Genomic DNA, 12,773 nt, shown 5'->3' on the forward strand with positions numbered 1-12,773 from the left:
TTCGGCCCTGCGCCTTTTCGGGGTCGTCGTACCCGGACGAGTTCCTGCTGCTGGATATGGTGCGCCGCTGGCCCGGCCGGTTGCCTGCGGAACGGGGCGCGGAGGTTGCGAGGTTCACTGCCTCTCCTTCATCTCGTGTCACTCCAGACACTCCGCGCTGTCCTACCCCAGCAGTTGATCTTTCATGCAGGCTACAACAACTGCCCGTGTCGCCTGCATCACAGGGGGTGCATCGGCTACTGGCCGGTCAGCCACCTCACGAAGCTGCTCCAGCGCGCCGGCTTGCCGGTGGCGGCCTGTGGCTCCGTGGGCGCGGGCGTGGGCGCCAGGGGAGGGTGCGCCTGGTGGCCAGGGGACGCGGCCGTCGGCTCCGGCGCGGCCGCGGGGCGCGGGGTGACCGCACCGAAGCGGACGGGCAGGCTGGCCAGAGCTCGGTTGAAGGGGCCGGGCCGCCAGGCGAGACTCTCCGCGGGGACCGCCAGTTCAACGTCCGGCAGCGCGTTGAACAGAGCCTCCAAGCCGGTCAGGGCGATGAGCCTGGCCGGTTCCTTGGACGGGCAGGCGTGCGGGCCTGCGCTCCAGGCCAGGTGACCGCGGGTGTCGGCCCCCTGGTCCGCGAGCGCCGTATTGGCGGCACCGAAGGACACCAGGACCAGCTCACCGGCGCGGACCTTGTCGCCGGCCACGTCCGTGTCGGAGACCGGGTAGTGCGGCGCGTAGTTGGACATGGGCGCGTTGCGCCACAGGGTGTCATCGAGGGCCTTGTCGAACTGCCCGTTGCGCGCGTACTCCTCAACGGTCAGCATCGTGTAGAAGGCGTTGCCGATGAGGTTGCCTTCCGGTTCGCCGCCCGCGCCGAGGAGCAGCACCAGCGTGTGCGCCAGTTCCTCGTCGGTCAGCTGTGCCGGGTGCTGCATCAGGTAGGACGTGATGTCCTTCCCGGGATGGACGCGCTTGAGTGCCACCAGCTCGCCCACCGCCTGGAGCAGGACCTGGCTGGCCTGCTCGGCATTGACGCCGTCGAACATGCCGGAGATGCCGAACAGGACCCGGTCGCCGATCTCCGCCGGGCAGCCGAAGAGTTCGTTGAAGACGTACAGGGGAAGCTGTTGCGCGTAATCCCTGAGAAGGTCGGCACTGCCGCGAGCGCTGAACTGGTTGATGAGGAACTGGGCGGCCTGGTTGACGATGTGGCTCAGCCGGCTGTTGCTGACGCGGGCGAAGCTCTCGGTGATGGCCTGCCGCAGTCGCACGTGCTCGGCGCCGTCGGTGAACATGCAGTTCGGCCGGTAGGCCAGCAACGGCAGGACCGGGCTGTCGGGGCGGATGAGGCCCTCGTTCAGCGCACGCCAGCGGCGCGCGTCCTTGCGGAAGATAGTGGGATCCTGCAACAGCCCAAGAGCCGCGTTGTAGTCGGTCACCAGGGTCGCCTCCACGCCGGGCGCGATGGTGACCGGCGCCGTGGGGCCGAGCTGGTGCATGTAACGGTAGTACGCGTGCGGGTTGGCGGCGAACTCCGGGGTGTCAAGGGATATGCGCTGCCCACTGCCGTGTGCGGGGCAGCCGGGCGGAGGTACGGGAGGGGTTGTCATGCGTGCTCCAGAGCGGCGCGCTCTTGCAGATAGCGGACCATGGTGATCAGGGCGTTGACGGACGACGCTTTGTCGCGCGCGTCGATGGTGACGACCGGGGTGTCGGGCAGCAGGTCGAGCGCCTCCCGGACTGCTTCGGGGGTGTGTACCGCGCTGCCGTCGAACTGGTTGAGGGCCACGGCGAAGTCGAGGCCGTAGCTCTCGACCAGATCCATGACCTCGAAACTGTCGGCCAGTCGCTCGGGGTCCACCAGGACCAGGGCGCCCAGCGCTCCGCGGGCCATGTCGTCCCACAGATTGACGAACCGCTGCTGGCCCGGTGACCCGAACAGATACAGCACGATGCGCTCGCTGAGGGTCAGGCGACCGAAGTCCAGGGCGACCGTAGTCGTGGTCTTCCCCTGCACTCCCTTGAGGTCGTCGACTCTCTCCGAGAGGCTCGTCATCTGCTCCTCGGTGGACAGCGGCGCGATCTCGGAGAGCGAGCCGATCAGAGTGGTCTTACCGACGGCGAAGTGCCCGACGACCAGGATTTTCACCGCAGTCTGCTGTGCACCGTCGCGCACGTAGGCGTTCTCAGACAGAGAGAGCCTTGAGACCATCGAGCACCTCCTGAAGCAAGGCCTTGTTGGCGAGACGAGCCGAGGGCACCGGCGCACGGGTGACCAGATAGCCCCCCTCGGCGAGGGAACTGAGCAGCACCTTGACGACACCCAGAGGCAGCTGAGAGTGAGCGGCGATCTCAGCGACCGAGAGGTAGCCGCTGGAGCACATCTCCAGGATCTGCTGCTCCTCGGGCGAGAGCCGCTGGGGACGCTGCTGATCGTCGGTGGATGACGTGACGAGAGTGATGAGGGCGAACGCGCCCTCGTCGAGCAGGTCACGCCCACGGGTGATGACATAGGGCCGGACTAATTCTCCGGCCTCGGACACGAGCTCGGGCTCGGGACGGTCCGGATCCGTCATGAGGTGACCGTGTCGGTGCGGCGGCCGGTCGACATGGCCTTGCCCAGTCGGCTGACCAGTTGCTGCATCCGATACGTGATGTCTCCCATGTCGACCTCGGCGGACGCTGCCACGGCGAGGTAGGAGCCACCTCCTGCGGCATTCAGGAACACCCAGCCACCGTCGAACTCGATGAGCGTCTGGCGCCAGGTCGTGCCGTCGTCACCACAGAAGAATCCGACGGACCGGCTGAGCGACTGCAGTCCGCTCACGGCGGCGGCCACCTTGTCGGCGTCGTCCCGGCCGATCTCCGCGGTGCGGGACATCTGCAGGCCGTCAGCAGAGATCAGGACCGCGTGCAGGGCATGGGGAATCGCCAGCGCGTCCTCGAGCATCCAGGACAGGTCGTCGCTCACGGGGCATCGAATCCTTCGTGTGTATCGGCAGGAGTGTCGCGTTCGGCGGCCGGTACCCCCGCACTTCGGCCGCTGAGAGTGCCGCGCTGAAATGCGCCCATGGCCGCCACCCGTGCCTCCGCCGACCGGGCCGGCGGCGCAGTCGCTTCATCGGGCTGGTTGTCCGGTACGAGTGCCATGGCGCGGCGCTTGTTCTGTCGCCGGGGCAGGTCGCCCGCTGTCGTCGCGGGAGCCGAACCGCTTTCCCCTGTGCCCGCGTTGGGTCCTTGCGTTGTGGCGGGCCTCGCGGGTTCCGGCATGTCGGTCAGCAACTCCTTCGGCACCATCACCACCGCTCGGACGCCGCCGTAGGGAGAAGTGCTGTCGATGGTGACCGTGAACCCGAAGCGCGCACACAGCGCACCGATCACCGCGAAACCGAACGCGGGAGGATTGCCGAGTTCGGAGACGCTCACCGCGGACCCACTGGACAGCAGAGCTGTGGCGGCCGTCTTCTCTTCCTCGCTCATCCCGACGCCTGCATCGTCGATCACGATGCACATGCCCTTGGGCACCGTCCGCACTTCGACGTCGACCATGGAGGACGGCGCCGAATAGCTGGTGGCGTTGTCGAGCAGTTCGGCCACCGTCAGCGCGACCGGCTCGACGGCGCGGCTGGTCACCGCGATGTCCACCCGCGAGGCGATGTCGATGCGCTGGTAGTGCCGGATACGGCCCTGAGCTGCGCGGATCACGTCGTAGATGGATGCCGCATCCCGCTGTCGGCCGAGCCACCCGCCGCAGAGCACGGCAATGGACTGTGCACGCCGGTTGAACTGCGAGTTCATGTGGTCGACGTCCAGCAGATCTCGCAGCACGGCCGAATCGCCGTACTTCTTCTGCAGCCCGGAGATGGCCCGCTGCTGTTCCGCCGCGAGGCCCTGAAGGGTCTGCATCGCAGACTTCAGTACGGTATTGGTGGCGTTCTCCGCCTCTTCCTTTGCCTGTCGGACCACCTCGTCATAGCCTCTGCGGAGCTCTGCGATGGTGGATTGGAGGTCAGCGTGGCTGCCCTGCAGTTCGGTCAGATCGCTTTCGAGTCCCCGCTTCTGACGGCGCAACGACTCACTCGTTTTTCGCTGGCGAACGACCACCATGGTGGCGACAGGGACGCCGGCAGCAAGCGCCCAGACCGTCGGATCCTGCAAAATTGTCATGTGACTCTCTTTGAGCGGCTGGAGTCCAGCTCTCGGAATCTATCCATGCGGACTCTCGACGTGGGCAGCCTTCACCACCCGGAGAGCCCCCTGGCTGTAGCCAAGCCGAGGATGAAGTCCACGTGGCATGTGCCCGAGATCGTAACACCAAACGATCATGACACTTTGTCAAGTACGCCACGCCGTGGCCACGTTGGCGAAAAAGCCATGCTTAGGTCAGTGGAGAAGATGTGAGCGCGACGTGGAGACTCACAGCAGCCGACCGCGCACTGAGTCGCCCAGCAGTGCGCTGTCCGAGTTTCCGCAGCGCAGAGAGCCCTCACCTTGTGACCGGATGCCCGCACCGGAACACGGGCCGGCAAGGCGAAGCACGGACGGGAGGCGTCCGCTCAGCGCAAGATGGCTAATTTGGCCGCGGCTGGGGTAGGGCGAGGCGTCGACGCAGGCGTTCGCGCATCGGGGCATCAAGTCACCACGCCCTGGCCGACCTTGACGCCCTCGTGGGCCTGGGATTTACTGCCCGCCGGCGGATCCGGATTGCGGAACCCGCGCCGTCAGATGAACTGTCCGAGGAGCGGGATCAGGCACGGCCGACAAGGGCGGAGGGCGGTTCGCCCTCTTTGTGGAGCAACCCCCGCATATCGAATTTTCTTACTGATCTTTCCGGTGGGTTGTCGTGGAGGGTGACGGTGTTTGATCCCTGCGGTATGTCGCAGTGATGCGGTATGCGCAGGGTGGTGGGCTCGGGCCAGGCCAGCGGGTTGCCCGGGAGCGGATACGGATGCTCGCGGGGGAGGGGTTTGGCCGGGGTGTAAAGAACGCGGTCATTTCCAAAGAGTTGCGGGTCAGCCTTCGTTCGGTGGAGGGCTGGCGGCGGGCCTGGCGCGAGCAGGGCATTGAGGCGTTGCGCGGCGCTGCCAGACGGTCAGGGGCGAGCCCGTTGCCGAGGGACGGCCCCTTCTACACGCATCGGAATGCTGGCGCCGGCCAACCTGCCGCGGCCTACTGCCTCTACCTCCACCATCTCGCTCTGGGCGAAGACGACATCGCCCAGTGGTGGCATCGCCAGACCGAAGACATCTCAAAGGTCACAGAGTGTTCGTGGTCTTCGTAGCGAGTCGGTGCTCCCCGCCATGCCGTAAAGGGCGTTCGTGTCACCCGCGCGAGCGGTCAGTCAAGCGGTGCGATGCCCCGGGACTGCCCCGACACGGCGTGTGCGCTGGGAACCCTGGCGCCCACTCACATGACCCGGATCTGCACCGGTAGTTGTTCAAGTCCGGGACGTAACCGAGCGTGTGATCAAGCCGTGAGACCGTACTCCTGCTGATCGGGCGCCGGATAGAGACGCTGGTGCTCACGCGCGGTGTGATGGCGCCAGCAGAAATCGAAGTCACCGTTGTCGATCAATCGTGTTCGTGCCCGGCGGAAGGCTTTCCGGGTGGAGGCGAACGGGTACTCGTTGCCTTCTTGCGCCCGGTCCTGCGTGTGGTTGGCCCCGAGTATCTCTTGCACTGGGTGGTGGCAGCCTTGGCGTTGGGCTCGATCAGGTCCGTCCCCGGTGCAGCGTGGCACCGGGGACGGTTACGACACTTCCGGGGGCCTGGCTCGGGGTCGCAACGTCCAACGACGTTGAGACCCCCGCCGTCACGCTGGGGGAACCCACGGCGCAGGCGTGCCTTGTCGATTCCTCGATGCTGATCGACAGACAGACAGACAGACAGACAGACAGGCGGATCGTGATCGATCATGCCGACGGAATGTGGTGGATGAGGCTGTCTGGGACGCCTCAGCCGTCTGCGGGCCGCGAGGGCTCAAGCTGACGACGGGCAAAGTCACTGCGGCCGAGGGGGGCAGGCCACATGCCGGCAGGGGAGGTGGTCGCAGCTCTACCACGTCAGGCGTCCTCCGAGGATGAACTACAGTCCTGTTGAAATTCCAGGCGCGACGTGACTGCTGAGCGGAGCCCCGGGCCGCATCCAGCGGCGCTGGACACCACCGCTCACGCCGCCGCCCGGAGGCCGCCGATTTCACCCGGCCGTACCACCGATGGGAAGCAGGGCGCATGACCGTCAGTCTCACCATGTACGACACCCCGCGACCCCGCAGGAGCGCGCAAGCCACCGGGCTCCTGGTGCCGCCTCTGCATCCCGTCCACATCGCGGGTCCGGGAGTGCAGCCCCATGCCCTGGCGCACGTGGAGCGCGAACTTCCGCCCGGCGGCATCCCCGCGTACCGCGGCGACCGCAAGAGGGGGACCCGATCCTTCCTCCTGTGGGCCGACGAGGGACGTGCGCAGATGCTGGCCCGGCTGGTCACGCAGTCCACCGAGGGGCACCGTGTGACCTATCAGGTGCTTGACGCCTACGGGCAGATCATCGGCACCATTACGCGGCGGAAGGCGTTCAGGGGCGGCGGGTTGCGTGTCCGCTGGACGGTGTCGCAGGCCGGTGTGCCGGACGCCGTGGGCTACAAGGGACGGCTGTTCTGGTGGGCCTTCTGCTGGCTGCTGTCCCCTCTGCTTCCTTTCGCCCTCGTCGCCGCCGTGCTGGATAACGGCGACCTCCCGCGCGCGCCACGGCGCGTGAGATGGCGTGCGGACGGCCAGATAGTTATGGAGCACAAACCGTCGTCCAACGCGGTACTGCTCCGTGGTCCAGGCCTTGATCCCCGGGTCGGCGCCGCGCTCGCGGCGCTGCTGACGTCATTCAGGGGCTGGTATCGGACGTCATGGGACGACCAGAAGGAGTAACTGATTCCTAATGCCGTCTGTCAAGCCGCGACAGCGAGGGGACCGCCCGTGCTGCTGGTGTTCAACTAACTAGGCGCCCGCGACCCGAACAGAACCGTCCCGCGCCTGATAGAACTCACCCGCCCTCTGTGGCAGGTGGAGCGGTACGAGTTCAGTTCCGCTTGATAGCTGCTCTTCCCGTTTCCTTCATACGGCGTCACACATCCTCTTTGCATGCATGCTTCTTGGGGATCTCGCTCTATCCGCACCAGTCCCGTGAACCCGATGCGTTGAGCGATCGGATCACGCCGAGGATGCGAAGCATCTTCGGGCTGTCGCTGCTCGCCGTTCACGGGCCGACAGAGCACAGCCGGGACCGTCGCCGCAAAGGCAGTCCGCCCTACGCAACGTTCGTGACCGGAAAGAGTTGGGCTACCCAGCACGGTGCCATGGGGCGAACAGCTCACCGGCCGCGAGCGCGGCGGCCGTGGTGACTACGATGCCCGTCATGTCCACCGCATCCTGACCTTGGACAGCTGCTCGATGCGCTCGGAGGACAGTGCCGATGCGCAGGTGGAGTGGACAACGTTCGTCAGGGCGGACACATCTGAAAGCAGTGGGCTCTGGCCGTCATGCACGGGGTGTCGTCCGTACGCGCCGGTCGCTGACGAAGCGGCGCAACCTTGAGGGACAAACCTTGAGGGACAAGCCGCATATCACGACGATGCTTGGCTCGAGTGCCTCGCCGTTCGTCTGGTACACCGCCGGCCCGGTTGTGGCTGGAACCGGGGTTGGTGGGTTCCCGGTCGTCGGTACGGTGCCCTGCATGAGCGAAGAGATACAGCGAGTGCAGGCGGCGTGGGCCCGGCTCGAGCAGTGGCTGGCGGAGCACGCGCCGCTGTCGCATCGCAGCTTGCTGCCGCCGGCGTCGGAAGAGGAGGTCGGTGCGGCAGAGGCGAAGCTGCGCCAGCAGCTGGGGTTTGGGCTTCCTGTGGAGTTGGCTGCCCTGTGGCGGCTGTGCGGGGGAGTGGATCACCAGGTCATCGAGGAGGACGAGGAAGGCGAGGTCGGCTCCGGGGCGTTCCTGCCTCACGGGATCATCATGTCCCCGGGCCAGGCGCTGGGGCCCCGGCTCCCCGGCGTCGGGAGACCGGATCCCTGGGGCGGTCTGGCCGCGGTTCCGTGGCTGACCGGTGACGAGGCCGGGCCCGAATCCGGTCATTGGGTGTCCAACGACGGGATAGGCCACTGGTACCTGAGCGAGCCGCCGGACGGCCCTCAATTTCCGTCGATGGCAGCCTACTTCGACGAGGTGTTTGGCACCCTCACCCAAGGGCCGGCCGACCGGATGGGCTCCGATGTGCCCGGTCTGGTGTGGGGCTGCCTGGTCTGGGACGACCCGACACGGGAACCGGCCCGCCGGACTCTGGACGAAGCGTCCGCCTACTGGCGGCCGGTGCACTGACCGTGCAGCCAGGCCCCGCCGCCGCGTGCTGCGGCAGCGGGGCCCGTGATGCGATGAGGTCGTCAGGGCTTGGCCATCGCGCAGACCAGGTCTGCCGTGGACGGGTCGCAGCCCTTGAACCAGGCGTTGCCCGGATCCAGCAGGTACTTGTCCTTATCGATGATGCGGAACTCCTTCAGGAACGGGGTGTAGAAGCTATCCAGGCTCGTCTAGCCGGAGTTGACCTTCCCCAACATCGACGACCGGCCGCACTTCTCGTCGAACGAGGGCGCGTCGTAGCGAGTGTCGTCCAGGAGATGATCACTGCCGTCGTCGGTCTTGGCCGCTACGGTTTGGGTGCACGCGCCGCCGCCGTCGGTCGGTTCATAGTTCTGGCCGCCGATGGCCGCCGATGGCCGTCGGAACTCCGGGGGACTGGTAGGTGGAAGAGAACGGGAACTCGTCACATGAGATCGTCTCCGCATCGCCTTCGACGATCTCGGGGTGCAGCGCGGTCCGTGAGTGCTTCACGAACCGCTTTTTGGGCACCCAGCCGCCGGCGCGCTTGCCCGCGTACCTCGAGTACATCACCTTTTTCCGGCTGTCTTCGCGCTCGTGGGCCTTCTCGTTGCCTTCCTGGCGCGGCAGGTATTGCAGCGGGTCGGATAGCGACGCTCCGCCGCCCTTGACCTTCGATTTGTTCTGGATCAGCCAGGCGTGTGCTGCTGCCGCCGGGTCCTTCACGGTGTTGAACTTGAACGCCTACCAGTTCCGCCACCGGGAACTACAGCAATGGCTTGCCGCCCAGCCCTAACGGGCCAGATCCCGCAAGGACCGCCAGGACTAATCGAAGCTTGGGCCGCGCGCCGGCATTCCGTCATCCCGCGAGCCGTATTTCGTACGGTGCCCCAGGATGCCTTGGAGGGTCGGGACACCCCATGGACGCGGGGGTGTTCCGCATCGGGCCGTGGCCGCGGAGCGCCGGGACGAGGGCCTGTGGGAGGGCGTGATCAATGTTCGTATTCCCCTGCTGTGCCGAGGCGGGCTGTACTCCCCCGTGCGGCGGAGGTGGGTCATCATGCGGTTCGACGTGCCGGGCCGGGCGGTGCGAGAGGTTCGGGTCATGATGACGACGGATCCCGCCTGGCCCGAATCCCGCCTGGCCCGAATCCCGCGTGTCGCAGCCGGTCCCGCCGCCCCCGCGCTGGGCGGTGCGTGCCGCCCATGTCGCGGCCTGGTCGACCGTCCCCTCCGGGGTGTGGCGCGTCGAGCTCGTGCTCGGGGTGCCGGTCGGAGTGATGGAGCGAGAGGACTTCCTCGCCGCGTTCCCCCACAACTCCCCGCTGATCGGCATGGCTTACGTACTGCTGATCGGCGCCATCGCCGAGGCCGCCTCGTATCTCACTCTGGGCCTGGTACGGCCCTGGGGAGAGGTGGTGCCCTGCTGGATTCCGTTCCTCGGAGGACGCCCGGTCGACCGGAGGCTCGCGGTCCTCGCCGCTTCGCTGGGAGCCCTCGCGGTCACTGTCCTGTGGTGGGTCCTGTTCTTCGGAGGACTGCTGACCTCGCCCAGCCCGGACCCCGGCATCTCGTCCGGCGAAGTGCTCTTCGTCGCCGCCTACGCCCCACTGCTGCTGTGGGGCCCGCTCCTGGCGGCGGTGACCTGGTCGTACCACCGACGACACAAGGCTTGTTCGATGTTGTGAACCGAACCAGGTTCCATCCCTGTGAGGGAAGGGGACTGGTAGGACGCTGGGTGTGACGCGGAGGCAACTGAGCGACGAGCAATGGGAGTTCATCGAGCCGTGCCTGCCGATCGGTGAGTACGGTCCGTGCCCCCAGCGGCTGCGGGACCAGTTCGAGGGGGTGATCTGGCGGTTTCGGTCCAGCGCCCAGTGGCGGGAGATACCTGGTTAGTTCGGCCCCTGGCCCACCGTCTACGGACGCATCCGGGTCTGGCGGCACGCCGGCGTCTTCAGTGTGCTGCTGGAAGGCCTGATCACCGACGCCGCCCATCGGGGTGAGACGGACCTGTCCCTGGGCAGCGTGGATTCCATGACCGTCCGTGCCCATCGCGACGCGGCCGGGATGCGCATCGGCAAGGAGATCCTGGACGCACTGGAGGAGGCCGCCGCCGAGCAGGAGCAGGCCGACAAGGGGGGAGGGAGCCTGGAGGGACAGAACGGGCAGGACGAGGGGAACGACACCAAGAGGAAAGAACGGCGACGCGTCCGCCGACGCCGCGGGCTCCGTTTGAACCAAGCTCTGCTCGGCAGGTCCCGGGGCGGGCTGACCAGCAAGGTCCATCTCGCCGGAGATCGCAGGTGCCGGCCGCTGTCGCTCGTGCTGACCGCGGGACAGGCCGCCGACAGCCCGCAGTTCATCCCCGTGCTCTGCAAGGTGCGGGTCGTGCGGGTCCGCATGCCGGTCGGACATCCCCGCACCCGGCCCAACGCCGTCACCGGCGACGAGGCCTAATCCTCCCGAGCCGACCGCGTCTACCTGCGCAGATGACACATCACAGCAGTCATCCCGGGGAAGAAAGACCAGGCCGCCAACCGCAAGGGGAAGGGCAGCCGGGGCGGCCGGCCTGTCAGTTTCGACGCCGAACTGAGCGGTTCATTCTGACAGCGAAGCCCACCTCGCCTGGACGATGATGACGCTCATGGTCCGCCGCCTCACCCGCCCGCCCCGACCTCCGCGCAGCGAGCCCCACCCCGTCGAACAGGATGCCGTCGTCAAGCCCGAACCGATCCGCATCCGGGCCCACAACACCAGCCCCGCACCATCCGCCTCGTCGCCAACCCTCTCGTCTGATCAGCACGGCATCCCAGGCGATGCCGCGGCCCTGGCTCACAGAGCAGGGGCCCAGCCTTGTTCGCGTCAGTCACGTTCGTGCGGATTGCCCAGGAAGGGGAAGTCGGTGCGAAGGTCGGTGTGGGGCCGCAGCCCGTCGTGGGGCACAGTGCCGTTGCTCAGCTGGGCGATCCCCATATTGATGACATCGTCGGTGAGATTACGGCCGTTGGGGAATCCTTCGGCGCTGGTGTAGTCATACGTCAGAAGGTCGGGGAGCAAGCTTGCCGCGAGTGCGGTCGCCCGATCCTTGGGGTGGCCCGCCTGTTCGAAGACGCGGGTGAACTTGTCGAGGAAGCCTTCGCGATCATGAGACGGTTCCTGCTGGTTCCAGACTCGCTTGGCGTCGTCGCTCTGGTTGAAGTTGGCGTCGACCCCGGGCCGCCCGGCCCGGTCACCCTGGACCAGTCGGCCCTCGTGTGGAACCAGGACTCTGGCCCAGACACCCACCTGCGGGTTCGGCCCGAGCGTACTGTTGGGGACTTCCAGCACGATGCCGAACACGTTCTTGTCGGTGAAGAAGTCCTTGCCGGTCCACTGGAATTTGTCGTTCGCACCGACGGGGTCCGCGAAGAACGGGTCGCTGCGAAGTCCCGCGAAGAACCTGAAGTCACCGGTCGCAGTGATCTGCGGCTCGGAGCCGAAGCTCACCGGAGCGTCGAGAAGGACCGTGTCCCCGGCGTCCAGGTCGGCCGCAGCCTCCCGGCCGGTCGCCAGTTGCAGGCTTGCGGTCTGCACGCTCTCCCGCACTGGTGAGAAGCGTATGCGGAAGGCGATGTCGGTGACCGCGTCGGCGTCGGTGTCCACGCCGAGCTCGTAGACCGACTCGTGATCGACGGCGTCGTCGGTGATCGGCGAGGTCGGATTGATGTTCAGCACCAGGATCGTCTTGCTTGCATCACCTGGCTTCTGAAATGCGTAGAGGTCGGTGATGTGGCTCCTGGGATCCATGCTCGTGGGGCTGATGCCCAGGCCGGAGACGTGGTGCGCCATGTCGTGACTCCTATCGGGTGGCTGTGCGGACCAAGTTCCGTGGCGGGCGGTGGAGAGTTGGCAGTTCGTCGCGGAAGGCACTGGGCCCCGGCGCTGCCCTCCCACCTGGGACGAACACCGTCGCTGGCTCACTTGCAGGTCGTTGCGACTCTCGTGGCGTGAGGACCGTCGAGAGCAACAATCTGCCTGTTGCCGTCGGCTGCATATCCGTCATCCGGCGTATTCGCGATGCCAGACGGACACCGCGAGGAGCGGATGTCTCCGGCCTAACCGGGCCCACAGCTGCACGAAAACGCCATCCGCTCTGTGGTTGGTGGGGGTGTTGGTGGTTGTGGTGGGGGTGTTGTTGGTGGGTGGGTCGTTCAGTTATTTGGTCGGGGTTGCTGTGATGTGGTTGGAGGGGCTTTTGCGCGGTCGGCGGGGGGTCACTGTGGTGGTGTGCCACGGGTGGGGCTTTCTTGAGGGTGTGGTGACAGGCCTGTGGGAGGTGGTAGGTGGGCCGGCGGGTGCGGCGACGGCGACCGGGGCCCGCACGGGGCCGGCGTCCTTGCGCCCCGCGTCGGGGTGCAGTCCTGGGTCCGGGCGCGGGTTCGGCGTCCCCCG

The 12,773-nt window shown here is 66.9% G+C and carries 12 protein-coding genes and 1 pseudogene; 5 read left to right on the plus strand and 8 right to left on the minus strand.

The features are described from left to right. Positions 1-236: 236 nt before the first annotated feature. The 5 genes from ACIGXX_RS18545 to ACIGXX_RS18565 are packed head-to-tail and all read right to left on the minus strand — an operon-like array spanning position 237 to position 4,149. Entirely contained in the window at positions 237-1,592 is a 1,356-nt protein-coding gene (locus ACIGXX_RS18545) for a cytochrome P450 (RefSeq protein ID WP_383825631.1), read from the minus strand. Further along, on the minus strand, positions 1,589-2,194 hold the full coding sequence (locus tag ACIGXX_RS18550) for an ATP/GTP-binding protein (RefSeq protein WP_351172505.1): 606 nt from the start codon (positions 2,192-2,194) through the stop codon (positions 1,589-1,591). The genes ACIGXX_RS18545 and ACIGXX_RS18550 overlap by 4 nt, the downstream gene beginning before the upstream one ends. Then, positions 2,169-2,558 (minus strand): DUF742 domain-containing protein, encoded by a 390-nt coding sequence (locus tag ACIGXX_RS18555; RefSeq protein ID WP_351172502.1) that lies wholly within the window; start codon positions 2,556-2,558, stop codon positions 2,169-2,171. The genes ACIGXX_RS18550 and ACIGXX_RS18555 overlap by 26 nt, the downstream gene beginning before the upstream one ends. Beyond that, positions 2,555-2,953 carry a roadblock/LC7 domain-containing protein gene (locus ACIGXX_RS18560; RefSeq protein WP_160509868.1) on the minus strand — a complete coding sequence of 133 codons (399 nt, stop codon included), beginning with the start codon at positions 2,951-2,953 and terminating at the stop codon, positions 2,555-2,557. Before ACIGXX_RS18560 ends, ACIGXX_RS18555 begins: the two co-directional genes overlap by 4 nt. Next, positions 2,950-4,149: an ATP-binding protein gene (locus ACIGXX_RS18565; RefSeq protein WP_383825636.1), complete on the minus strand. Its 1,200-nt coding sequence runs from the start codon at positions 4,147-4,149 to the stop codon at positions 2,950-2,952. Before ACIGXX_RS18565 ends, ACIGXX_RS18560 begins: the two co-directional genes overlap by 4 nt. 718 nt (positions 4,150-4,867) lie before the next feature. On the opposite strand from ACIGXX_RS18565, the gene ACIGXX_RS18570 reads away from it, so the two are divergent. Next, positions 4,868-5,263, plus strand: coding sequence for a helix-turn-helix domain-containing protein (locus ACIGXX_RS18570; RefSeq protein ID WP_399976863.1), 396 nt, complete (start codon positions 4,868-4,870; stop codon positions 5,261-5,263). Positions 5,264-5,448: 185 nt separating this feature from the next. Here the strand turns inward: ACIGXX_RS18570 and ACIGXX_RS18575 are convergent, their stop codons facing one another. Beyond that, the gene (locus tag ACIGXX_RS18575; RefSeq protein WP_399976866.1) at positions 5,449-5,661 is read right to left on the minus strand and encodes a hypothetical protein; all 213 of its coding nucleotides are present in this window, start codon (positions 5,659-5,661) and stop codon (positions 5,449-5,451) included. Positions 5,662-6,211: 550 nt separating this feature from the next. Between ACIGXX_RS18575 and ACIGXX_RS18580 the strand changes: the two genes are divergently transcribed. Together ACIGXX_RS18580 and ACIGXX_RS18585 are read left to right on the plus strand one after the other, a co-directional pair. Next, positions 6,212-6,898 carry a hypothetical protein gene (locus tag ACIGXX_RS18580; protein ID WP_351172495.1) on the plus strand — a complete coding sequence of 229 codons (687 nt, stop codon included), beginning with the start codon at positions 6,212-6,214 and terminating at the stop codon, positions 6,896-6,898. 805 nt (positions 6,899-7,703) lie between these two features. After that, complete coding sequence (locus tag ACIGXX_RS18585; protein ID WP_399976870.1) at positions 7,704-8,342, plus strand: hypothetical protein; 639 nt, start codon at positions 7,704-7,706, stop codon at positions 8,340-8,342. A 363-nt stretch (positions 8,343-8,705) separates the two neighbouring features. Here the strand turns inward: ACIGXX_RS18585 and ACIGXX_RS18590 are convergent, their stop codons facing one another. Beyond that, complete coding sequence (locus ACIGXX_RS18590) at positions 8,706-9,065, minus strand: hypothetical protein (protein WP_399976873.1); 360 nt, start codon at positions 9,063-9,065, stop codon at positions 8,706-8,708. 431 nt (positions 9,066-9,496) lie between these two features. Between ACIGXX_RS18590 and ACIGXX_RS18595 the strand changes: the two genes are divergently transcribed. Both ACIGXX_RS18595 and ACIGXX_RS18600 read left to right on the plus strand, forming a co-directional pair. Beyond that, positions 9,497-10,027, plus strand: coding sequence for a hypothetical protein (locus tag ACIGXX_RS18595; RefSeq protein ID WP_399976876.1), 531 nt, complete (start codon positions 9,497-9,499; stop codon positions 10,025-10,027). A 52-nt stretch (positions 10,028-10,079) separates the two neighbouring features. Then, positions 10,080-10,934 (plus strand): annotated as a pseudogene (locus tag ACIGXX_RS18600) (transposase); the annotation flags it as partial. 270 nt (positions 10,935-11,204) lie between these two features. On the opposite strand, the gene ACIGXX_RS18605 reads toward ACIGXX_RS18600, so the two are convergent. After that, complete coding sequence (locus tag ACIGXX_RS18605) at positions 11,205-12,170, minus strand: DUF4331 family protein (RefSeq protein WP_399976879.1); 966 nt, start codon at positions 12,168-12,170, stop codon at positions 11,205-11,207. Between the last annotated feature and the right edge of the window lie 603 nt (positions 12,171-12,773).

The sequence above is a fragment of the Streptomyces sp. NPDC055243 genome, from assembly GCF_044544025.1.
In the GTDB taxonomy this organism is placed as follows: Bacteria; Actinomycetota; Actinomycetes; order Streptomycetales; family Streptomycetaceae; genus Streptomyces.